This window comes from Streptomyces sp. NPDC001135 (assembly GCF_053598395.1).
Genome location: NZ_JBSFKD010000006.1, coordinates 24,161 through 46,258 on the forward strand (window position 1 = coordinate 24,161; position 22,098 = coordinate 46,258).

The following is a 22,098-nucleotide window of genomic DNA, read 5'->3' on the forward strand; positions in this document are numbered from 1 at the left end:
GGTTTCAGGAAGCTGCCAGCGACGAGGTCACGACCGGTGGCCGGGGCGGTCGGCGGGCGGTGCGGCCGGGGGCAGCAGGCCGAGCTCGGCGGCGCGCACCCCGGCCTGGAAGCGGGAGTTGGCGCCGAGGAGCGCCATGATCTCGGCGACATGGCGGCGGTAGGTGCGCACCGAGACGGCCAGGTCGCGGGCGGCCACCTCGTCGGTGACCCCGGCCCACAGGGCGGCGAGGATCTGGCGGGCGAGGGCGCCGCGGTCGCGGTTGCCGAAGACGATGCGCTCGCCGGCGGGCACGGCGTCGCGCCAGACGTTCTCGAACAGGGTGGCCAGGGTGTGCAGCAGCTCGGGCGCCCGGATGAGCGACGCCCGGCGGCCGACCGCGGACTCGGCGACGACGAGCGCGGTCGTGCCGTCGACCATGAGCGCCTGCAGTGGCGGCACCCGGGCTATCCGGATGGCCACGGGCCTTTCCTTGTCGAGCTGTTCGCGGACGAAGTCCTCGTCGACACGGGCGGGGCTGGTCAGCAGCCGGACCGTGACCGTGTCCGCCGCGTCGTAGATCAGCCGCCGTTCGGCTCCCTCGCCCCCGCCCGGCTCGTCCGTGGCCTCCGGCATCCGGGCGTGCACGATGTCGATGCTCCGTGTCGCCCCATGGATGAGTTCCCGCGCCTGGCGCAGCACCGCGTGGTAGCCGCCGTCGATCACGGTGATGCGTTCTTCCTGGACACTGCGGTCGCGGTGGATGGCCACCGTCGACTCGATCAGGGACTGCACCTGGAGGAGTGTCTGCTCCAGTTCGTCCTCGGCCCGGTCGGACACGTCGTACTCCCCGTTCCCCGTTCGTTCCCCGCCGGGCGTGCTGTCCTGCGAGTCCTGCGCCCTTCCCGTCGGCGGCCGGGCGGCGCGTGTCCACGGTGCGGTGAGCCGGCCTACTTCTCCCGCATCAGCCCCAGTTCGACCGCGCGCGCACCGGCCTGGAAGCGGGAGCTGGCGCCCAGTTCCCGCATGATCTCCGCGACGTGGCGGCGGTAGGTGCGCAGGGAGACGTTGAGTTCGCGGGCCGCGACGTCGTCGGTCTGGCCGGAGCGGAGCCGTTCCAGGATCCTGCGGCTGAGCTCGCTGTGCAGCCGCGGTCCGAGGGCGAGGTGGTCGTCGAGCCGGCGGCAGCGGGACCAGGTGCCGGCGAAGAGCAGTTCCAGGGCGCGCACGGCGGCGGTGTCGGTCACCAGGGTGGCCTGGGCCTCGCCGTCGTCGCCGGGCAGGGTGCGGACCAGGGCGCGGGCGCCGTCGACCACGACCGCGTCCCGCAGTTCGCCCTCCGAGCACCGTACTTCGAAGCGGCTGCCGCCCGCGGCGCTGAGCCGGGCCAGGGAGCAGTCCACGACCGCGGTGGCGCACAGCACCCGGACGTTCGGGCCGGGCCTGGCCGCGGTCAGCAGGGCCTTCACGGTGGCGCTGAACTCGTCGGGCGCGGTCAGCGCGACACACACCGTGTGGCGGGCCTCGCCGAGGAGCCGGGCGAGCGCCTCCCGCGGCACCGCGACGCTGGTGTGGGTGCCGTCGGATCCCCCGGGCCGGTGCTGCCGGTAGAGGGACACGGTGGATGCGATGAGCGCCCGCGCCTGCAGCAGTGTCTGCTCGACGTGGGCCGCGTGGTCCCCTGGGTCGGCCTCCCGCCCCAAGAGCGCCCCTGGTGAGTCGATGACGGCTCCGGTCACTGTTCCCCCTTGGTTACCCGAGACGTGGTCGTGCCTCACACGCACCGCTCGCCGTTGTCCGGCGAGCCCGTCTGCCCCCGCCAAGGTATGTGAATTCAAAAGTGTTCAATAGTGAACTTACTTGGCGGCGGGCGAGGTTGAGATTCGGCTGAGACACTAGTTCGTTTGCTCACAGCCAGTCAACAAGATCAAGCCTGTCCGCGTAATCGGAGATGCGCCTCTTCCTTTTCCGGCGGTCGGCGTTTTCTCCCGGCGGCGCTGACAGCAAACTGACACCCGTATCCCCGAAGTCGACGCTCCACTTCCGTTTGCGCCACGGTCCGCCACCGTCGTCCTCACGCGTTGTCGCACCGCTGTCCCCTTCCGGCCAACCCCTCTGTCTCGAACCGTGCTTGAGTCGTGCTCAAGCCTACGGTGACCGGGTGACAACAAGCCACCCGGGCATCGCTTTACGACCGCGCCGGGGCTGTCGACCGGTGGCGGGAAATGCAGGTCGGACAGCACGCCCGGCATGATCCACAAATCCCGGACGGAGAACCGGTATTTCGCACGACGTCCGAGGAAAAGGACAGCCGGCCGGTGAGACCGGCGCGGATATGTCACCCCCTTGGCACCAAACGTCCGTTCCTTCATGTTCTTCACGTTCCGGCCCGCGCGGTGTCCGCCGCGTCGTCCGGAGACAGGGAGAGATACGACGGTGAACCCCCCACTGCCCGCCCCGCGTTCCCTCGCCGACCTGCTGCTGACCGCGGCGGACCGGTATCCCGACTCGGGTGTCGGCTACTGTCTCGGCCCGGCCGGCGCACCCTTCCGGCACCAGTCGTACCCGGACCTGCTGGCCGAGTCGGCCCGCCTGCTGACCGCGCTGCGCGCCCGCGGGCTGCGGCCGGGTGACCGGGTCGTACCGGTCCTGGAGCGGCCGCAGGACTTCCTGCCGGTGTTCTGGGCGGCGGTCCTCGGCGGCTTCGTCCCGTGCCCCATGGCGCCGCTGCGCGGCGACCGGGAGCGCTGGGGCGCCCAGCTGGAGCACGTGAACACCCTGCTCGGCGGACCGCTCGTGGTCACCGGTGAGGCACTGGCCGCCGAACTGCCCCCCGTGGCCGGACTGTCGGTGGTCTCCCTGGAGGAGCTGCGGACCGCCGGGGGGACCGCCGCGGACGATGTCCACCACGCGGCGCCGGAGGACACCGCCGTGCTGGTCCTGACCTCCGGATCGACGGGCCACTCCAAGGCGGTCGTGCTCAGCCACGCCAACCTGCTGGCCTCCATGTCCGCCAAGAACGGCCACCACCGGCTCACCGCCCGGGACACCACCCTCAACTGGGTGTCCTTCGACCATGTGGCCGCCCTGCTGGAGTGCCATCTGCTGCCGCTGTCCACGGGCAGCCGCCAGGTGCACGTGGAGGCACCGGTCGTCCTCGGGGATCCGCTGGAGTTCCTGCGGCTGATCTCCCGGCACGGCGTGACGATGACCTTCACCCCGAACTTCCTGCTCGGACTGATCAACGCGGCCGGTGACCGGCTGCGCGCGAGCGGCGAGCGGCTGGACCTGTCCGGGGTGCGGCACATCATCAGCGGCGGCGAGGCCGTCGTCGTCGCCACCGGCGAGGCCTTCCTCGACCACCTCGCCCCCTACGGGCTGGCACGGGACGCACTGTGGCCCGCCTTCGGCATGACGGAGACCTGCGCGGGCAGCGTGTACTCCCGCAAGGCGTTCCCGGACGCCGACCGGGGCGCGGAGTTCGCCGGGCTCGGCACCCCGGTCCAGGGCCTGCGGATCCGTATCGCCGACCCGGAGGACCGCCCGCTGGCCGAGGGCCGGGTGGGCGAACTCCAGCTGCGCGGCCCGATGGTCACCTCCGGGTACTACAACAACGAGGCGGCCACCCGGGAGGCGTTCACGGCGGACGGATGGTTCCGCAGCGGCGACCTGGGCCGGCTGGACGAAGGACGGCTGACGCTGGTCGGACGCAGCAAGGACAGCGTCATCGTCAATGGCGTCAACTACTTCAGCCACGACCTCGAGTCCGTCCTCGAACCACTCGACGGAGTCGCCCGCTCCTACGTCGCCGCCTTCCCCGTCCGTCCGGCCGGCAGCGACACCGAGCAGCTCGTGATCGCCTTCACCCCCGAGGCCGACGTCACCACCGAGGCCGGCCTGCACCGGGTGCTCACGGCCATCCGCGGCACCGTCGTCCTGCACTGGGGTTTCCGGCCCGCCCTGGTCCTGCCGCTGCCCCCGGAGGCCTTCCCCAAGACCAGCCTGGGCAAGATCCAGCGCTCGCTGATGCGCCGGCGCCTGGAGACGGGAGCGTACGACGCCGAGCGGCGGGCCGTGGACGAGCTGACCCTGCGCATGCTGGGCGGCCACACGGCCCCCCGGAACGGCACCGAACGGGTGCTCGCGGAGATCTACGCCGAGCTGTTCGACACCGCCCCGGAGCGGATCAGCGCCACCGCCAACTTCTTCGACCTGGGCGGTACCTCGCTGGACATCCTGCGGCTGCGCTCCCGGGTCGCCGAGCGGCTCGGGGTGCGCGGCCTGGAGGTCATCACGGTCCTGCGGGCGCCGACCGTCCGCGCCCTCGCCGCCCGGCTCGACGCGGGCACCGCCTCGGGCGCCGGGGAGTACGACCCGGTGGTGCCGATGCAGACCGGCGGCACCAAGACGCCTCTGTTCTGCGTGCACCCGGGCGTGGGCGAGGTGCTGGTCTTCGTCAACCTCGCCAAGTACTTCACGGGCGACCGGCCGTTCTACGCCCTGCGAGCCCGCGGCTTCGACGAGGGCGAGAAGCCGTTCGCGACGTTCGAGCAGATGGTGGACTGCTACGCCGACGCCATCCAGCGGCGGCAGCCGCACGGCCCCTACGCGGTCGCCGGGTACTCCTTCGGCGGCGCGGTCGCCTTCGAGATCGCCAAGGTGCTGCGGGAGCGCGGAGAGCGGGTCGACTTCGTCGGCAGCTTCAACCTGCCCCCGCACATCAAGTACCGCATGGAGGAGCTGGACTTCGCCGAGACGGCGACGAACCTCGCCTTCTTCCTGGCTCTCATCGACAAGAAGCAGAGCCTGGAGCTGCCGGAGCGGCTGCGCCCGCTCCCCCGCGAGGAGCAGGTCGCCCGGCTCATCGCCCTCGCCCCGGCCGGACGGCTCGCCGAACTCGACCTGACCGCCGACCGGTTCGCCGCCTGGGCGGAGCTGGCCGACTCCCTCACCGACCTCGGCCGCACCTACGAGCCCAGCGGCACGGTGCCCTCGATGAGCGTCTTCCACGCGCTCCCGCTGCGCGGTGACAGACAGGACTGGCTCGACAACGAACTGCGCCGCTGGGACGCCTTCACCACCGGACCCAACCGCTACCTCGAGGTACCCGGCGAGCACTACACCATGCTGGCCCCGCAGCACGTGGCCACGTTCCAGGCGGTCCTGCGCCGGGAGCTGGACCTGCGCCTCGCCGAGGCCGACGAGACCGCGATCCGGCGGGGTGACGACCGATGACCTCCCACGCCGGGCCCGCGTCTGCGCTGCGCGGCGCGAAGATCCTGATCACGGGCGGCACCGGGCAGGTCGCCCGGCCGGTCGCCGAGGCGCTGGCCGAGCACAACGACGTGTGGTGCCTGGGCCGCTTCGGCGACCCGGCCGTGGAACGCGCCCTGACCCGGCGCGGGATCACCACCTTCCGCTGGGACATGGCCGACCCGTCCCCGCACGCCCTCAAGGGCCTCCCCGAGGACTTCACCCATGTGCTGCACTCGGCGGTGCGGCGCGGCGAGGACGGCGACTTCAACGCCACCGCCGAGATCAACGCGGTCGCCACCGGACGCCTGATGCACCACTGCCGTTACGCCGAGGCCTTCCTGTACGTCTCCACCGGCGCGCTGTACAAACGGCAGACCCTGGACCACCGGTACACCGAGGACGACCCGGTGGACGGCGCCGCGGACTGGCTGCCCGCCTATCCGATGGGCAAGCTCGCCACCGAGGGCGCGGTGCGCGCGTTCGCCCGGGTACTGGGCCTGCCGACCATCATCGCCCGGCTCAACATCGCCTACGGCCCCGGGAGTTACGGCGGCGTGCCGATGCTCTACTTCCGGCAGATGCTCGCCGGCGCCCCCATCGCCGTACCGCTGGAGGGCCAGAACTGGTGCTCGCTGCTGTACACCGATGACCTCGTCGACCAGGTCCCGCATCTGTGGCGGGCCGCGTCCGTCCCGACGACGCTGGTGAACTGGGGCGGTGACGAGCCGGTCGGCGTCACGGACTGCATCCGGCACATCGAGGCCCTCACCGGCGTGCCGGCCCGGCTGGAGCCGAGCGCGGTCACCCGGGAGACCTATCAGTTCGACCCGGCCCTGCGCCGCCGGCTGACCGGCCCGTGCCAGGTCGGCTGGCGGGACGGCATCGAGCGCACACTGCGCGCCCTGCACCCCGAACACCTCCACACCTGAACAAGGGACCGACGGCATGCCGACAGCAGTGATGACGACAGCGACGACAGCGACGACGGCGACAACGACGGCGACGACGGTGACTGCGACCGAGCGCAATCTGCGGCTGATCCGGCGCGCCTACGCGGCCTTCCAGGCGCGCGACGTGGACGCGCTGCTGCAGACCCTCGACCCCCAGCTCGAGTGGGTGCATCCGGACGGGATGGCCGACTACGGGCTCGGCGGCACCAAGCGGGGACACGCGGGCGTCAGGGAGTTCCTGGCCCGCGTCCCCTCCGTGCTCGGCGGGATGCGCCTGGAGCCCCGGGAGTTCGTGGCCGACGGCGACCGGGTGGCGGTGTTCGGCGTGCGCGAGGTGACCTCGGTGCGCGGCACCTCGGCGACCCTGTCGTTCGTCCACTCCTGGGTGCTGCGGGACGGGCTGGCGGTCCGCATGGAGGACATCTTCGACACGGTCGAGTTCCGTCGCCTGATCGAGAGCTGAATCGGGCAGGCGCCGGTCGCCGATCTGTACGGATATCGCCCGGGTGTTCCAGGATCGGCTCACCCGTATGGGCGAGATCCAGCCAACTGGCGGTATCCGTACGGCCGAAAACGATCTTGTTCGGGGGGTGGGTGGTCCCTAAGGTCTCGATGTTTGTGCCCGTCTCGGCAGTGAGACGGGCGGATGTGCCTGACCTTGAGGGGAAGAATGAAGACGGGGATCGCAAAGGGGAGCCTGACGAAGACCATCGGGAAGGCGGCTGTCGTGGCGGCCCTGGCCACGGCGGCGTTCTCGATGGCCGGGCCGTCGGCGAGCGCCTCCGCGGAGAGCCACTGGACGTACGGATGCCGTGGGTACTGGTACAGCACCTCCGGTCACGCCTACTGCGACCACGCGTACGCTCCGGCGGACTCGTATCTCGTGACGTACGACTGCGACAACGAGCTGGACGAGCAGAAGTTCGCCCACGCCAAGTGGGGTTACGTCGGGAAGATAAGCTCCTACGAGTGCACCTTTAAGATCAACAAGACGCGCGTCACTGTCTAGTCGTCGTCCGTCTCAACTTGTGGGGCAGGAGTCATTCCTGCCCCACAAGGCGTTTGGAGAACTTGATGCCTGACAGGGCTATCGCCACGCTGACCGCCCTTTCGCAGGGGTACGGGGACAGGCTGGTCATCGACAGGCTCGATCTGACCGTCACGCCCGGTGTCACAGGCCTGTTGGGGCCGAACGGAGCGGGCAAGACGACCCTGTTCCGCACCCTCAGCGCAGTGACGCCTCCGCTGTCGGGGTCTCTCGAGCTTTTCGGTGCCGCGATCACCGGCGAGAAGGAAGCCCGTGCCGCTCGACGCGACATCGGCTATCTGCCGCAGGACTTCGGTTATTATCCCGCGTTTTCCGTCGGTGACTTCGTGCGTTACTGCGCCTGGCTGCGCGAGGTCCCGGACAAGGAGGCGGGCCGGGCCACGGACCGCGCCCTGAGCGCGGTGGGTCTCACGGACCGGGCCAGGCACAGGATGAAGTCCCTGTCCGGGGGGATGCTGCGCAGGGCGGGCATCGCCAGCGCGATCGTGGGTTCGCCGAAACTCATCCTGCTCGACGAGCCGACGGTCGGTCTCGATCCCGCGCAGCGACTGGAGTTCCGCAGCCTCATCCGCGACCTGTCGGGGCAGGGCGCCGCCGTCGTCCTGAGCACCCACCTGGTCGAAGACGTCAGTGCCGCCTGTGACACCGTCGTCGTACTGCGGGACGGCAAGGCGATCTACCGCGGCACACCGGCACAGATGGCCGACGAGGCCGATCCGGCCGCCCCCGGGGACAGCCCTCTGGAACGCGGATACATGACCAAGCTGGGGAACCGAGTCGGTGAAGCGGACATAGCATGCTGAGCATTTTCCGTATGGAGTTGCGTCGCTCTCCCGTTCTCACCGCGTTGCCCGTTCTCATCGCCGTCGACCTGGTGGTGCTCTTCGGACGCACCCGGTACTGGGTGGGCGTGTGGCCCGAGGCCAGCGCGGCCGCGCAAGTGGTGACCCTCTTCCTGGGACCGGTCCTGGCCGCCGTCGCCGCCTGGCAGGCCGGACGGGCGTCCCGCGCGCAGATGCCGGAGTCGCTGCTCGCGGCCGCGCGCCCGGGCTGGCATGTCGAGGGCGCACGGCTGGCGGCGACGCTCACCCTCGGCTTCACCGCCTATGCCATCGGCTGCCTGGTCGCCGCCGCGGTGTCGTTGTCCGACGCGGGCCCCGGCTTCCTCTGGCCCTCCTACGTCCTGATGGGCGCCAACACGCTGATCCTCTTCGCCGCCGTCGGCCACCTGGCCGGCCGCTGGTCGCCGTCCCCCGCGTTCACCCCGGTGGTCTGCGCCCTGGGCGGCTTCGTCGTCATGATGGGAGTCGGTCAGCACTTCGGCCTGTTCGTCCTCTCCGGTACGCCGGACCAGATGCTGCGTTTCCAGCCCCTCGCCGTGCACTTCGCGTTCGCCGCCGCCCTGACGGTCCTCGCGGTCACGCTTCCCCGGCCGCACGCGACCACCGGCCGTCTTCGGCGGTGGTCCCCCTCCGGCGTCCAGCGCCTCGCCGTCGTCGTGCCCGCGGCCGGTGCGGCCTTCGCCCTGGTCGCCCTCCCGGCGGCCGGGGAGGTTCGGGTCGACCGGCCCGCCACGGCCGTTCAGCCGCTGTGCGGGCAGGTCGCCCATGGCTCCTCCCGCATCTGCGTGTGGCCCGAGCACCGCAAGTACCTCGCCGACCTCGTGAGCATGGCCGGTCATGTGTCGCGCATCCCCCAGCCGTGGATCAGGATGCCCCACCGCATGAGTGAGTACGGGCTGATGCCCACGTCGATGGGGGACGACGGATTCGACGTGACCGAAGGGCACGTACGCACCGCGGCCATCGCCATGTCGAACAGCGTCTTCTACACCTCGTTCCCGAAGTGCCGGCCGCCTGCCGCGCGGCGCGACGCTTGGCAGCTGGCCAAGGACCGGGTCACCCTGTGGCTCGAGTACAGGGCGATGGCGGAGGACCCGAGTGTCGCCGACGCGGGTCTGTCCATGAGCGGTGTCTCGCAGGCCCAGGCCGATGCCGCCGCCGCCGTCCGCATGTCCGAACCCGCACAACGCAAGTGGATCGACCAGCAGTTCACGGTTCTCCACAAGAGTGGTTGCAGCCCCTGATGCAGGTCACCGCGCTCATACGCTTCGCGCGCCTTCACCGTCTCTGGCCGATCCTGGCCGGGGTCACCCTGGTGGCGCTGCTCTCTGCCCTCCTGGGCGGTTTCGAGATACCTCTGCCCTCCCTGGACGACGGAGTCACCACCGGCATCCCGTTCAGGCGTGATCTGCCCCTGCTGTCGGGTGTCTTTCTGGCGGCGGCCGGCACCAGCAGCATGGACGCGTACGAGCGGGCCGCCGGGCCACGCTACTTCGGCCTGCTCGGTGTCCATGTGCTGGTCCTCACCGTCGTGGCGAGCCTCTGCTCGTTCGCCGTCCAAGGGCTGGCCGCGGGGGCGGACACCGGAGTCTGCTTCGTTCGCTCGATGCTGATCTGGTTCGGTCTCGCCCGGGTTTCCGCAAGGGTGATCGGCTGGAACCTGGCGTGGGTGCTGCCGGTCGCCTCGGTCCTTCCCCTCATCTGGCTGAGCGACGGCGCCTGGTGGGACTGGACGGCCGCCCCTGCCCCGGACCCCGTCAGCTGGTGCACCGCCGCCCTCTCCCTGTCGCTCGGTGTCCTGTCGACGGCCGCCACTCCCTGGCGGGTGCGTTCTCTCGTGCGTTCCGTCCGCCGCCACCCGTAGGACCTGGACCCCATGACCTCTGCCATATCCGTTCCCCGTCGTGCGCTTCCCGTCTGGCCGATCGCGATGCTGTGGACCGTCGCCCTCGGCCTGTGGGGGCTGTCCCGGCAGCACAGCGTGTGGCGGGACGAGGCCGCGACCTGGCAGGTGGCCCGGCGCTCCGCGGCCGACATCTGGCACATGCTGGGGCACGTCGACGCCGTGCACGGGCTGTACTACCTGCTGATGCACGTACTCTTCGCATGGTTCGGGCCCAGCACCACCACCCTGCGGCTGCCCTCCGTGCTGGCGATGGCGGTGGCGGCGGCCTGCGTGGCCGCCCTGGGCCACCGGCTCGCCGGGGCATGGGCGGGCCTGGGGGCGGGGCTGGCGCTCGGGCTGCTGCCCTCCGCGCAGTTCTATCTCCAGGAAGGCCGCCCGTACGCGCTGGTGGCGGCGGGGGCCGGGATCTCGACCCTGCTGCTGGTGACCCTGCTGGAGGGGCGCGGCCGGGCGATCGGCTGGGTGGCGTACGGCGCAGCGGTCCTCGCCTGCGGGCTGTTGAACTGGCTGTCCTTGCTGGTCCTGCCCGCACACGCCGCGACCCTCCTGTGGACCCGGCGCGGGCGGGGCGTGTGGGTGCGCTGGACGGCCGCCGCGGTGGCCGCCGTGGCGGGCGATCTGCCGTTGGTTCTCTTCAGCCGCGGCCAGTCCGGCCAGATAGCGTGGATACCGCCGCTGACCTGGCACATGCTGATCGGCCCAGCGGTCCTCCTGGCCATCGGCGGCCTCGGAGCCCTGCTGGACCGGCCCGCAGCGGGGCGACTGTCGGCGGCGGCCGTCGGACTGCCCCTGCTCGCGGTGCCGCAACTCGCCCTGATCGGCATCTCCCTGGTCAAGCCCCTGTTCGTGGACAGGTACGTGCTGTTCAGCCTGTTGGGTCTGGCGCTTCTGATCGGTGCGGCCCTGGGCTCGGCGGTCCGGGCGGCCGCACCACGGTTCCCGAGGGCGTCGAGGTGGCTCGTCCCCGTGGCGGTCGTCGTGGCGTTCGTGGCGCTGCTCCCGCAGTCGCTGGCCAAGCGGTCCCCGTCGAGCCGCGTGGACGACGTCCTGGCAGTGGCGGCGGACGTGCGGCGTCTGAAGGAGACCGGGGACGCGACGCTGTTCGTACCGGCGGCCCGGCGGGACACCGCGCTGGTGTCCCCCGACGCCTTCACCGGTCTGCGGGACATCGCGCTGGGGGAGAGCCCGGTGGCGTCCGGGACACTGAAGGGCGAGGAGACCGGCCCGGCCCGGATCCGGACGGCGATGCTGGCCGAGCGGCGGATCCTGCTGGTCACGGACGCCACGGGGGTGGCGCAGCCGGTGACGGCACAGCGGGACAGCGTGAAGCTCTCGGTGCTGGAGAAATACTTCACGGTGGTGGCGGACGAGCAGGTCCGTGGACGGCGGGTGACGGTGTACGAGCGACGCGGACGAGCCGGACGGTGACCCCGGCGCGTGGGACCGACGCGCGCCACGCGCCACCCGCGAGGGGACCGGAGTGTTCACCGGTCCGCCGCCTTGGTTCAGGTGTCCCGCGACGGGAGGAGCTTGTCGAGGTCCAGGCTGATCTCGAACGGCACCGGACGCGTCAGGGTGCCCCGGAAGATACCGGCGGGCGCATAGGCGCCGGTCGGTTCGTCCAGCTCGTAGACGTGGACGACGGGAGCGCCGTCCTCCTCCTCGACGCACCAGTAGTGCGGGATGCCGGCTTCCGCGTACTTGCGCAGCTTGACCGTGCGGTCGCGGTGCGCGGACTCGGGGGAGACGACCTCGATCACGAGGAGCACCTCGTCCGGGGCGAACCAGGTGCGATCGCCGTCGAAGTCGGCCTTCGCCAGGAGCAGGTCCGGCTCCGGACGATTGCGCTCGTCGAGCCTTATGGTCATCTCGCGGCCGACCCGCACATCGGCGGGCGCCTGCTCCATGAGGGCGACGGTGAGCATGGTGACGAGGTGGCCGTGCCACCACCTCTGCGGCGACATCCTGAAGACGAGAGCTCCATCGATCAGCTCGGTGTGGCGGGGCGCCTCGGGGAGGCGGTCCAGGTCCTCCGCGAACCAGCCTTCGTCGCGCGGTGGGCGCATCCAGTCGGGCAGTGCGGTCATGGCACAACCGTAGTGACCCGGCGAGGCCCCGGCCACGAGATCACATCCCCGTCACCCGTGCCACCGTGAACGGCGTCTGAGGCACCCCCTGACCCATCGGACCGCCCTTGTCGAACTGGGAGCGGACGACGAGGAGGCCGTGGTGGTCGTGGGCCAGGGTGGTGGGGATCCGCAGGGCGGGGGTGGTCAGGGTGCGGGTCAGGCGGGCCCTGGTGCCGTCGGGGGAGAGGTGCCAGCGGGTGAGGGTGTTGGTCGCGTTGTGGGCGGCCCACAGGGTGCCGTGGGCCAGCTCCAGCCCGTCGCCGTGCTTCAAGTCGCCGCCGTGCAGCGTCACTTGCCGTATCGAGCCGTCGGCCACGCCGACCCGGTACAGGCCGCCGCCGGTCATGTCGACGGCGAACAGCAGGCGTCCGGCGGGATCGGCGACGATGCCGTTGAGGTTGTAGTCGTCCGGCGAGTGCGCGGGTACGGCGCCGCTGAGGTCGTACTGCGCGGTCAGCGGCGCCCGGCCGCCGCGGGCGCGGGCCAGGTCGGCCGGGGTGACGCGGTAGATCACCGGACGCACGCTGTCGGTGGCGTAGGCCGTGCCGTCCGCGGTGATCACGAGGTCGTTCAGGAAGTGCGGGTCGCCCTCCGGTACCTCGAAACGGGCCAGCAGGGAGCGGTCGTCCAGGTCGTAGACGTCGATCCCGGTGGTGTGGTCGATGACCCACAGCCGGCCCGCCCGGTCGGCCTTCAGGCCGTTGGCGGTGGTCCGGCCGTCGGTGCCCGCCGGCAGGAAGACCTCGGCGGTGCCGCTGCCGGCGGCGGCGCGGTAGATCGCGCCGGTCGTGAAGGAGCCGACGTACGCGTCGCCCGTGCGCGGGTCGAGGGCGATGCCCTCGGGGTAGGCGCGGTCGTCGGGGAGGGTGAAGGCGGTGGAGACGCGCGGGCCGGTGGCCGCGCTCGCGGTGGGCGCGGCGACGGCCACGGCCGCCGCGGCGGCGCCGGTCAGGAAGGTACGGCGGTGGATCGAACGGGACACGGCGGTGCCTCTCGGTTCGGCTGCTCACTCAAAGACGACTATGAATCTATATTAGAGTTCTAATCTTTGCCAGCGTATTAATCCTCGCCCAGGCATTAATGTGGCCGGGTGACCTCCATGCCCGCGTCCGAGCGCCTCGGCTCCCATCTCAAGCGGGCCGAGCAGGCCCTCAACGCGACCAAGACGGCGGTCCTGAAGCCCGCGGGCCTGACCGTCGCCCAGTACGCCGCGCTGCTCCACCTCTCCGCCAACCCCGGCATCTCCGCGGCGGCCCTGGCCCGGCTGTGCGGGGTCACCCCACCGACCATGAACACGGTCCTGAAGAACCTCCAGGACCGCGATCTGATCACCCGCAGCCCGCACGAGTGGCACAGGAACGTCCTGGAGACCCGGCTCACGGACGAGGGCCGTGCCGTACTCGCCGACGCCGACACCCGTGCCGTGCGCGTCGAGCGGGCCCTCGCCGCGGAGTTCACCGACGCGGAGCGGGACACCCTGACGGGGCTGCTCGCACGCTGCGTCAGAGTGCTGGAGGAACAGCGCCCGGGAAGCTGACGACGGGCTCCGGCGCCGGATCCGTCACCCAGCCCGCCGCCAGCACCAGCCGGGAGTCGCGGTCGACGGCGAGGAAGCCGAACGGGCGGTCGTAGACGGCCCGGACGACCGTGGACTCGTAGCGGTACCGCGGCGGCGCGCCGCCGTACACCTCCGCTACCGCCGTGGCCGCCGCCGCCCGGAAGCCGAGCGCGCCGAACTGGGCCACGGCCGACTGGCGGGCCTCCCCGACGGCCAGCGGGGAGGCGCTCACCCCCGGGAAGTGACCGAACCGGGTGTCCGCCGCCGACGTCAGGCCGAACAGGTCCGACAGGGCGAGCAGGTCGTGGTCGGCGCGCACCTCGTACACCACCGTCCGCACGTCCAGCACCGGCGGGCCCGGCTCGACGGCCGGCTGCTGCTCCACGTACAGGCCCGGCCCCACGTGCCCGTGCGACAGCGAGCCGCCTCCGGTGAGCGGCAGCGCCCGCTCCACGATCCCCACGCCGGCCGCGAGCACCTGACCCGGGGTCATGCGTTCCTCGCCGAGCAGCAGATGGACGTCGACGCCGTTGTCGCCGGGCACCGTCAGCGCGGTGACGAAGCCGTCCGGCGTGCCCGTCACGCCCACCCGGTCCGGCCGTACGCTCCGCCGGTGCAGCCCGCGCAGCGTACGCCCCTGCCAGGGGCCGGCGTCCGGCCTGAGCGGCAGCTCCGTGAAGGGCTGCCGCCAGGTCGTGCGCAGCGCGAGCGCGCCGGCCAGCACCAGCCGCGCGTCCCGGGTCAGCGTCACCGGCATGCGCTCGACCAGCCCGCCGGTCCGTTCGGCCGCCCAGGCGTCCAGCCGCTCCTGCGCGGTGACGAGGTCGTCCCCGAACACCCCGTACGTCCCGGCCGGCAGCCCCGCCCGCCACTCCTCGCGCGGGGCGAGCGCGTGGTGCGCCCACAGGCCGAGCGCCGCGTCCAGACCGGACACCGCCTCCAGGGCCCCCAGCAACTCCCGTGCCGCGTCCGCCGCCTGATCCGCCGGCAGGCCGAGGGCGCCGCCGAGCTCCGTGCGCGCCGGGCCCGTCGCCCCGTCGGCCAGGAAGGCGAGCAGGGGCCAGACGTTGGGCGCGGAGAAGACCGTGCCCTCGGACAGGGCCTGCGCCCAGCGGGCCGTCAGCCCGTTCACCCGACGGACCGTCTCGGCGGTCACCTTGCTCACTGGTCGTCCTCCCACGAGGCCCCGCCCGCTCCTCGTCCGGTTGTCGCGTATGTGTCCTCGGGGAACGGCGGTGGATCCGTCACCAGGAAGGCGAGCAGGGGTCAGGGTCGCCCCCTCGTTCCGCCCCCGTCTCACTGCGCCCGCCCGCCCCAGGAGCACGGTACCGGTGTCCGTACCCCCGCCCCCCGGCCCCCACAGGTGTGAGCGCAGCTATACGGGGGAGAAAGTGCCTGGGTAAAGCCCCCGCGCATGCCATGTCATCACATCGAGTGATTCTCTGGCCTTTGCTTGCACGGCACAACCCACGGTTGCCAGGCTGTTGCTGTCTGTACAACCTGATGGGAGCGGCCAGTGACTTTCGGTGAGCAGCCGGCGTACCTGCGTGTCGCGGGTGATCTCCGCAAGAAGATCGTCGACGGTTCACTGCCGCCCCACACCCGGCTGCCCTCCCAGGCCCGCATCCGCGAGGAGTACGGCGTCTCGGACACGGTCGCGCTGGAGGCCCGCAAGGTGCTGATGGCCGAGGGGCTGGTCGAGGGTCGGTCCGGCTCCGGGACGTATGTGCGCGAGCGGCCGGTGCCCCGCCGGGTGGCCCGCTCCGGGTACCGCCCGGCCGGCGGCGCCACCCCCTTCCGGCAGGAGCAGGCCGACGCCTCGGTGCGCGGGACCTGGGAGTCCAGCAGCGAGCAGGTCGAGGCCGGGGCCGTCATCGCCGATCGGCTCGCGATCCGGACCGGCGACCGGGTCATGCGCACCAAGTACCTGTTCCGCGAGGCCGGCGAGCCGATGATGCTCTCCACCTCCTGGGAGCCCCTCGCGGTCACCGGACGCACCCCCGTGATGCTGCCCGAGGAGGGCCCGCTCGGCGGCATGGGTGTGGTCGAGCGCATGCGTGCCATCGACGTCATCGTGGACAACGTCACCGAGGAGGTCGGCGCGCGCCCCGGCCTCGCCGAGGAACTGCACGTCCTCGGTGGCGTCCCCGGCCATGTGGTCGTGGTCGTCCAGCGCACCTACTACGCCTCCGGCCGCCCGGTGGAGACCGCCGACGTGGTGATCCCGGCCGACCGCTACCGGGTGGCGTACCACCTGCCCGTGAAGTGACGGCCGGCGGTCGGTGGGGGCCGCCCGCCCGTGACGGGACGGCCGGAGTCCCGGGCGGGTGCGCAAGCCTCGTGAGTGAGGTAGCGCACACCCTGGGCGCCCTTCGCGCCCTGACAGCCCGGCGGCACGGCCCCGGCCGATGCCGACCGGCCGCTGCAATCCGGCCGTTTTCCCAGGTGACCACGGGTCACTCGGGTATGCCCACGACGCACGACGACGGCGCTCACGACGGCGCGTTCACTTCCGTGCGCCCCCGGTGTTCTGGCTGGTTGCGTACCTCTTTGTGAAAAGGCGTATTCGCTGCGTGAAGGTTGGGCGTACGCTCGGGCATATGCGGATTGCGGTTTCCTTAGGCGGGGCTCGGCGGGGGCCCGGGACAGGAAGCGGGTGGCGGGGCGGTGCGAGAAGGAACGGCGCGGGTGGTGGGGGCCATGAGTGAGGGGACGGTCTCGCTGCCCTGGCTCGTGATACGGCAGGACGACAACGGCAATCGCTACCGCGTCGGGCGGTACGCGACCCGCGCCGAGGCGCAGAAGATCGCCGACAGCCTCGACGACCGGGGCCACAAACAGCTGTACTGGGTCGAGCGCGTCGGCCAGAACGGCGACGGCGCCCGGAACTGACCGCGCGGCGCCTGCCGTAGGCTCCGCCCCATGACGCCCACGACGCCCAGGACACCCCCGACGGACCGGACCGTGGTGGTGGGAGCGGCCCTGCTCGACGGCGGCCGGCTCCTCGCCGCGCGCCGCAGCGCCCCCGCCGACCTGGCGGGTCGCTGGGAGCTGCCCGGCGGCAAGGTCGAGGCGGGCGAGCGGCCCGAGGACGCCCTGGTGCGTGAACTGCGCGAGGAACTGGGCGTCGACGCCGAACCGGTCGAGCGCGTGCCGGGCCAGTGGCCGCTGCGGGCGCCGTACGTCCTGCAGGTGTGGACCGCCCGCCTGCTCCCCGGATCACCCGTGCCCCGGCCCCTCCAGGACCATGACGAACTGCGCTGGCTCACCCCGGCCGAGGTCTGGGACGTGCCCTGGCTGGACCAGGACGTCCCCGCCGTTCGCGCAGTCACCCCCCACTTCGCCCAGGGCATCCACTGAGCGCCCCGATACGCCGTTCGTGCCACAGTGCGCCCTCCCGCGCGGTACTGCCCACTGGATATCGGGTATGTGCCCATTAACCCCATGAAACCGGACATGGGTGGGCTCGCTGGCCTGGGAAGTGATCGGCGTGATCGACACCGATGGCGACTGCGTCGAGTGGACCTTTCCCGCGGAAGCGGGCGCCGTGCGCACCGCACGCGCCGCGGTCCGCGGGAAGTTGCACGGCTGGGGCCTCGACTGCCTCGCCGACCTCGCCGCCTTGCTGGTCAGCGAGCTGGTCACCAACTCGCTGCGGCATGCCACCGGCCCCATCGGTGTACGGCTCGTACGCCCCGGGGGGCCGGCCGACACCCTGCGGGTGGAGGTCTCCGACCCGCTGCCCGACCCGCCGCGCGAGCGCGTCGCCCGCGACGAGGACGAGAGCGGGCGCGGGCTGCAACTGGTCGCCGGCTCCTCGCGCCGCTGGGGCACCCGGCCCGGCACGAGCGGAAAGACCGTCTGGTTCGAACTGGCGGTGCCGGGGTGAGCCGGAAGCATCCGGGGGGCACGGGGGTGTACGGCCGGCGGTGGCCCGCCCGTCGTGCGCTCCGGGCGCGCGGCCGGTCCCGCGGTGCGTGATTCGAGGGCGTGTTCCCTGGTTAGAAGACTGGAAGTGTTGTCACGGGCCGGTCCGAAAAACATCTGGACCGAGCTGTGATCGTGAACACCGTGTCGTGCGGCACCGTAGTGCTGGATACTGCGGGCAGCCGCCGCCGGTGACCGGTGCCGGACGCGGTGAGCTGGAGGGGACGGTTCGCGTGAGCGAGATACCAGCGAAGGCCACGGAGTCCGAGGACCCGTCGGACGGCGCGAGGCACCAGGCCGCGGAGACTGCCGCGGCCCCCGGCGACGCCATGTGGCAGAGTAGTCCGCCCGGTTCGATCTACGACTACATCAAGGTCGCGTCCTTCTCCATCGGCCCCGGGGGGCTGGTCGACCAGTGGAGCCTGCGCGCCGAGCAGCTCTTCGGCATCCCGGCCACACGCGCCGTCGGCATGGACCCCATAGAGGCCTTCATCGACCCCGACCTGCGCGAGCGCGGCCAGCGCAAGATGGCCGAAATCCTCGACGGGCGGGAGTGGACCGGGGTCGTGCCCTTCCGCATGCCGGACAAGGCGGACGGCACCCGCGGCGAGGACGGCCTCGCCGAGGTCTACGTCATGCCCACCCGGACCGGCGAGGGCGAAAGGGCCGCCGTCTGCATCGTCGTGGACGTGCGCACCCTGCGCAGCATCGAGACCGACCTCGCCGCCTCGCAGGCGATTTTCGGTCAGTCCCCCTTCGGATTCCTGCTGATCGACATCGATCTGAGGGTCCGTCGGGCCAACGAGCGGTTCGCCTCCGTCTTCGGCGGGACACCCGACGACCACCGGGGCAAGGGCGTGCACGACTATCTGCCGCGCGGTGAGGCCGAGCGGGTGTCGGCCACGCTGCGCCGGGTGCTGCAGTCCGGTGAGTCCATCACCGACATGCATGTCACCGGGTACGTCCCCGGCTCCGAGGAACGCCGGCACTGGTCCGTCAACCTCTACCGCGTGCACAGCGGCAGCGGCCGGCCCATCGGCATCGCCTGGCTCGGCACCGACATCACCGCCCGCCGGGCCGCCGCCCGCGAGGCCGCCGCCGCCCGGCGCAACCTCGCCCTGCTCAACGAGGCCGGCGCCCGCATAGGGAACTCCCTCGACCTGGAGACCACGGCCAGGGAACTGCTCGACGTGGTCGTCCCCGGCTTCTGCGACCTCGCCACCGTCGACCTCTACCAGGGCCTGCTCTCCGGTGACGAGACCCCGCCCGGCCTCGCCGACGGCAGCGCCGAACTGCGCCGCGTCGCCTTCGCGAGTGCCGTCGCCGGCGTCCCCTTCACCAGCTCGGGCGAGTCCGTCGAGCTCGGCGCGGTCCACCACTTCCCCTTCAACTCGCCCTGTGCGGACGCCCTGCGCACGGCCCGGCCGCAGCGGGTGCCGGCCGAGGAGGGCGGTCTGGTGCAGTCCACGCTGGCCGTGCCGATGGTCGCCCACGACACCGTCGTCGGCCTCGCCCAGTTCGCCCGCACCAAGGGCAGCGAGCCGTTCGGCGACCGTGACCGGGAGCTGGCGGTGGAGCTGGCCGCGCGCGCCGCCGTCTGCATCGACAACGCGCGCCTGTACCGGCGGGAGCACGAGCGGGCACTGATACTGCAGCGCTCGCTCCTGCCGCCGGGTGACCCCGAGGCCTCCGGGCTGGACATCGCCTGCCGCTATCTGCCCGGCAACGCGGCCACCGAGGTGGGCGGCGACTGGTTCGACGTGATCGAACTGCCGGGACACCGCACCGCGTTGGTCGTGGGCGACGTCATGGGGCGGGGCCTGCGGGCGGCGGTCGCGATGGGCGAACTCCGCACTGCCGTACGCACCTTGGCCCTGCTGGACCTCGAACCGGCCGAGGTGCTCTCAGCGTTGGACGAGATCGCCCGGGGTCTCGGCACCCCGGGTGTCCAGCAGGCCACGCGTACGGCGCGCCAGCCCCGGGACGCCGACCTGTCCGAGGTGTACCTCGCGACCTGCGTGTACGCGGTGTACGACTCGGTCACCAGACGCTGTACGTTCGCCAACGCCGGCCATCTGCCGCCGGTGCTGGTCGAGCCCGGTGAGGCCGCCCTGATGCTGGACGTGCCGCCCGGCATGCCGCTCGGCGTGGGCGGTGAGCCCTTCGAGGAGGTCGAGGTCGAGCTGCCCGAGGGCGCACTGCTGGCCCTGTACACGGACGGCCTGGTCGAGTCCCGCGACCATCCCCTGGACGAGGGCCTCCAGGCCTTCGTCGGGGCGCTCACCGACCCCTCCCGCCCCCTGGAGGACGTCTGCGACCACGTCCTGAGCACCCTCGACACCCACCACGGCGAGGACGACATCGCGCTGCTGATGGCGAGGGTGCAGGGGCTGCCGGCCGATTCCGTCGGCGACTGGACGCTGCCGCGCGAGCCGCGGAGCGTGGGGCGGGCGCGGGAGTACGCCCGGGCGCAGCTGGTGAGCTGGGATCTGGAGCCACTGGTCGACACGGCGGAGCTGCTCGTCAGCGAGCTGGTCACCAACGCGCTGCGGTACGGGGAGGGGGACATCCGGCTGCGGCTGCTGCTGGACCGCACACTGGTCTGCGAGGTGTGGGACTCCGGCCTGGTGCAGCCTCGGCGGCGACGGGCCCGGGACACGGACGAGGGGGGCCGCGGGTTGCAGCTCGTCGGGTTGTTGAGCGCGGCGTGGGGCTCCCGCAGGACGCCCCGCGGCAAGACGGTGTGGTTCGAGTTGCCGTTGCCCGGTGGCGAGGCGGGGCTGACCGACCCGGCGGAGGCCCTGCTGAGCCTCTTCTGACCCGGACCGCCCGAAAACCCCGCCCCCACCCCCTGGTGCGGCCTGCCGGTGCCGGCGGCGCGATCCCGTCGGCTACGCACGTGGCCGGAAGCCGTGGCGGCCCCTTGTCTCCGGGCCGCCGTAGCCGGCCGGCGGGCCCCCGTCCTGGTCCTCGGCCAGGAGCACACCGCCCAGGACCGCACCGGACAGTCCCGGCGCGTCACCGCCGGCGCCCGGGTACGGGTTGCCGTGTGCCCGTACGTCCCGTTCGGCCAGGTCCCGGGACTCGCGGGCGAGGGCGTCGGCCCGGTCGGCGCGGCCCGCGCCCAGCTCCCGTACCGCCTCCGCCAGGAGGACCCGTGCCTCCGGGCCCACCGCGCCCCGGTGCACCGCGACGAACTCCTCCGCCCCGGCGACGGAACTCCTCGCCACGAGCAGCGCCGCCACGGCCGGCGCGCCCACGTGGCCGGTGTCCAGCCGCTCCACTGCCCGCGCGATCCGGCGCAGGGCGTCCAGCGGGTCGTACGGGCCCGCCGTCCGCTCCTCCCTTACGGCGGCCAGTACGCCGTCCGCGTGGGTCAGTCGCGCGTGCAGCTCCCCGCTCGTCAGCGGCTTGCGTCCACCTCCCTGCCGGGCCGCCGCGATCTCCGCCTCCGCGCCGGTCAGCGCGGCCGGCACCAGCTCCGCCGCCTCCCGGAGCCGGGCCGCGAGCCGTTCCACCCCGGTCACCAGGACCTCGGCCTGGGCCACCGCGCCCTCGGCGGCGCGCAGCTGTCCGGCGGCTCGCCCGCCGTCACCCACGTCGGCCGCCTGACGGGCCTCGTTGAGCCGGACGGTGGCGAAGACCAGCCGGTCCTTGGCCTGTTCGACGTACCCGGTGACCGGCCCGGCGGCCGAGGCGGTGTACCGCACGTGCAGCTGTGCCAGGGTGTCCTGCGCGACCACGGTGCGCCCCGTCAGCTCCCGGAACCGTCCCTCGGCGGACACCAGCGCCCCGGGCACCCCCGGCCCGTCCAGTTCCCGCAGCCGGTCCAGCGCGGGGGCCGCCGTGTCCAGCCGGCGTCCCGCCTCCGCGCACCGGCCGACCACGCCGACCAGCGCCTGCCGCCGCGCCGCCGCGTCCTCCGGTGTGCCCTGCGCGTACCGCCGCCAGATCGCGCACGCGGCCGTCAGCTCGGTCTCGGCGGCCCGCAGGGCGTGGGCGAGGGGTTCTGTCTCGGCCTCCCCGAACTGCCGCTGGACGAAGGAGAGTTCCTCGCGGCTGGTCCGTACGCAGTCGTCGGCCAGGACCAGCGCCGCGCGAGCCTGGCGCTCGAGGTCGGCCGGGGTGGGGACGGGCGGGGCGACGGAGACGGTCCCGGGGGTCGTACGGGTGCGGGCGCGGCGGGTGCGGCGCAGATAGCCGTATCCGGCCAGCCCCACGGCCGCGACCCCCGCGACGAGGGGCAGGACGAGATCGACGGTGGACGTCTCGTCCTGCTGCGGCGCGGCGGCGCTCGCGACCGTGCCGGCGGGGGCCACGGGAACCGGATCTTGCGTGCCGACCGTCATCACCGGCAACACCAGCCACCCGGCCCCGGCCACGGCACCCAGCACGGCCTGCGCCACCCGCACCGATATGTGCGCCGTGGCACGCCGGGGCCGGCCCCGGATCAGGGAGGACGTCACATTTCGGAGCGTATGGGCAGGTAGACGCCTTCGCGAG

General features: G+C 72.4%; 20 protein-coding genes. 14 read left to right on the plus strand and 6 right to left on the minus strand.

Going from position 1 to position 22,098, the window contains the following annotated elements:
- Nucleotides 1-27: 27 nt before the first annotated feature.
- Together ACWC94_RS10040 and ACWC94_RS10045 are read right to left on the minus strand one after the other, a co-directional pair.
- Nucleotides 28-819: a LuxR family transcriptional regulator gene (locus ACWC94_RS10040; RefSeq protein WP_450796027.1), complete on the minus strand. Its 792-nt coding sequence runs from the start codon at nucleotides 817-819 to the stop codon at nucleotides 28-30.
- A gap of 110 nt (nucleotides 820-929) precedes the next feature.
- Nucleotides 930-1,718: a DNA-binding response regulator gene (locus ACWC94_RS10045; protein ID WP_450796028.1), complete on the minus strand. Its 789-nt coding sequence runs from the start codon at nucleotides 1,716-1,718 to the stop codon at nucleotides 930-932.
- Nucleotides 1,719-2,349: 631 nt separating this feature from the next.
- Between ACWC94_RS10045 and ACWC94_RS10050 the strand changes: the two genes are divergently transcribed.
- The 8 genes from ACWC94_RS10050 to ACWC94_RS10085 all read left to right on the plus strand — a co-directional run bounded on the left by ACWC94_RS10050 (nucleotide 2,350) and on the right by ACWC94_RS10085 (nucleotide 11,409).
- Entirely contained in the window at nucleotides 2,350-5,214 is a 2,865-nt protein-coding gene (locus ACWC94_RS10050) for an alpha/beta fold hydrolase (protein WP_450796030.1), read from the plus strand.
- Nucleotides 5,211-6,164 (plus strand): NAD-dependent epimerase/dehydratase family protein, encoded by a 954-nt coding sequence (locus tag ACWC94_RS10055; protein WP_450796031.1) that lies wholly within the window; start codon nucleotides 5,211-5,213, stop codon nucleotides 6,162-6,164. The genes ACWC94_RS10050 and ACWC94_RS10055 overlap by 4 nt, the downstream gene beginning before the upstream one ends.
- Before the next feature lie 16 nt (nucleotides 6,165-6,180).
- On the plus strand, nucleotides 6,181-6,648 hold the full coding sequence (locus tag ACWC94_RS10060) for a nuclear transport factor 2 family protein (RefSeq protein ID WP_450796032.1): 468 nt from the start codon (nucleotides 6,181-6,183) through the stop codon (nucleotides 6,646-6,648).
- Between the two features lie 207 nt (nucleotides 6,649-6,855).
- The gene (locus tag ACWC94_RS10065) at nucleotides 6,856-7,194 is read left to right on the plus strand and encodes a hypothetical protein (protein ID WP_450796033.1); all 339 of its coding nucleotides are present in this window, start codon (nucleotides 6,856-6,858) and stop codon (nucleotides 7,192-7,194) included.
- A 65-nt stretch (nucleotides 7,195-7,259) separates the two neighbouring features.
- A complete protein-coding gene (locus ACWC94_RS10070; RefSeq protein ID WP_450796035.1) occupies nucleotides 7,260-8,036 on the plus strand; it encodes an ATP-binding cassette domain-containing protein in 777 nt (258 codons plus the stop codon).
- 71 nt (nucleotides 8,037-8,107) lie between these two features.
- A complete protein-coding gene (locus ACWC94_RS10075) occupies nucleotides 8,108-9,319 on the plus strand; it encodes a DUF7224 domain-containing protein (RefSeq protein ID WP_450796239.1) in 1,212 nt (403 codons plus the stop codon).
- Entirely contained in the window at nucleotides 9,319-9,939 is a 621-nt protein-coding gene (locus ACWC94_RS10080; protein WP_450796037.1) for a hypothetical protein, read from the plus strand. The genes ACWC94_RS10075 and ACWC94_RS10080 overlap by 1 nt, the downstream gene beginning before the upstream one ends.
- Before the next feature lie 12 nt (nucleotides 9,940-9,951).
- Nucleotides 9,952-11,409: a glycosyltransferase family 39 protein gene (locus ACWC94_RS10085; protein ID WP_450796039.1), complete on the plus strand. Its 1,458-nt coding sequence runs from the start codon at nucleotides 9,952-9,954 to the stop codon at nucleotides 11,407-11,409.
- A 77-nt stretch (nucleotides 11,410-11,486) separates the two neighbouring features.
- Here the strand turns inward: ACWC94_RS10085 and ACWC94_RS10090 are convergent, their stop codons facing one another.
- Both ACWC94_RS10090 and ACWC94_RS10095 read right to left on the minus strand, forming a co-directional pair.
- Nucleotides 11,487-12,068, minus strand: coding sequence for a Uma2 family endonuclease (locus tag ACWC94_RS10090; protein ID WP_450796041.1), 582 nt, complete (start codon nucleotides 12,066-12,068; stop codon nucleotides 11,487-11,489).
- Between the two features lie 40 nt (nucleotides 12,069-12,108).
- On the minus strand, nucleotides 12,109-13,092 hold the full coding sequence (locus tag ACWC94_RS10095) for an SMP-30/gluconolactonase/LRE family protein (RefSeq protein WP_450796043.1): 984 nt from the start codon (nucleotides 13,090-13,092) through the stop codon (nucleotides 12,109-12,111).
- Nucleotides 13,093-13,209: 117 nt separating this feature from the next.
- Between ACWC94_RS10095 and ACWC94_RS10100 the strand changes: the two genes are divergently transcribed.
- Entirely contained in the window at nucleotides 13,210-13,647 is a 438-nt protein-coding gene (locus tag ACWC94_RS10100) for a MarR family winged helix-turn-helix transcriptional regulator (protein ID WP_450796045.1), read from the plus strand.
- Here the strand turns inward: ACWC94_RS10100 and ACWC94_RS10105 are convergent.
- Nucleotides 13,613-14,833 (minus strand): serpin family protein, encoded by a 1,221-nt coding sequence (locus ACWC94_RS10105; protein ID WP_450796047.1) that lies wholly within the window; start codon nucleotides 14,831-14,833, stop codon nucleotides 13,613-13,615. The genes ACWC94_RS10100 and ACWC94_RS10105 overlap by 35 nt on opposite strands.
- A gap of 351 nt (nucleotides 14,834-15,184) precedes the next feature.
- Between ACWC94_RS10105 and ACWC94_RS10110 the strand changes: the two genes are divergently transcribed.
- The 5 genes from ACWC94_RS10110 to ACWC94_RS10130 all read left to right on the plus strand — a co-directional run bounded on the left by ACWC94_RS10110 (nucleotide 15,185) and on the right by ACWC94_RS10130 (nucleotide 20,414).
- On the plus strand, nucleotides 15,185-15,937 hold the full coding sequence (locus ACWC94_RS10110; protein ID WP_450796049.1) for a GntR family transcriptional regulator: 753 nt from the start codon (nucleotides 15,185-15,187) through the stop codon (nucleotides 15,935-15,937).
- 431 nt (nucleotides 15,938-16,368) lie between these two features.
- The gene (locus ACWC94_RS10115) at nucleotides 16,369-16,560 is read left to right on the plus strand and encodes an SPOR domain-containing protein (RefSeq protein ID WP_450796050.1); all 192 of its coding nucleotides are present in this window, start codon (nucleotides 16,369-16,371) and stop codon (nucleotides 16,558-16,560) included.
- A gap of 30 nt (nucleotides 16,561-16,590) precedes the next feature.
- A complete protein-coding gene (locus tag ACWC94_RS10120; protein WP_450796052.1) occupies nucleotides 16,591-17,028 on the plus strand; it encodes a (deoxy)nucleoside triphosphate pyrophosphohydrolase in 438 nt (145 codons plus the stop codon).
- Nucleotides 17,029-17,128: 100 nt separating this feature from the next.
- Entirely contained in the window at nucleotides 17,129-17,557 is a 429-nt protein-coding gene (locus tag ACWC94_RS10125; protein ID WP_450796054.1) for an ATP-binding protein, read from the plus strand.
- 271 nt (nucleotides 17,558-17,828) lie between these two features.
- Nucleotides 17,829-20,414: a SpoIIE family protein phosphatase gene (locus ACWC94_RS10130; RefSeq protein WP_450796055.1), complete on the plus strand. Its 2,586-nt coding sequence runs from the start codon at nucleotides 17,829-17,831 to the stop codon at nucleotides 20,412-20,414.
- Nucleotides 20,415-20,486: 72 nt separating this feature from the next.
- On the opposite strand, the gene ACWC94_RS10135 is transcribed toward ACWC94_RS10130, so the two are convergent.
- Nucleotides 20,487-22,061 (minus strand): hypothetical protein, encoded by a 1,575-nt coding sequence (locus ACWC94_RS10135; protein ID WP_450796056.1) that lies wholly within the window; start codon nucleotides 22,059-22,061, stop codon nucleotides 20,487-20,489.
- Between the last annotated feature and the right edge of the window lie 37 nt (nucleotides 22,062-22,098).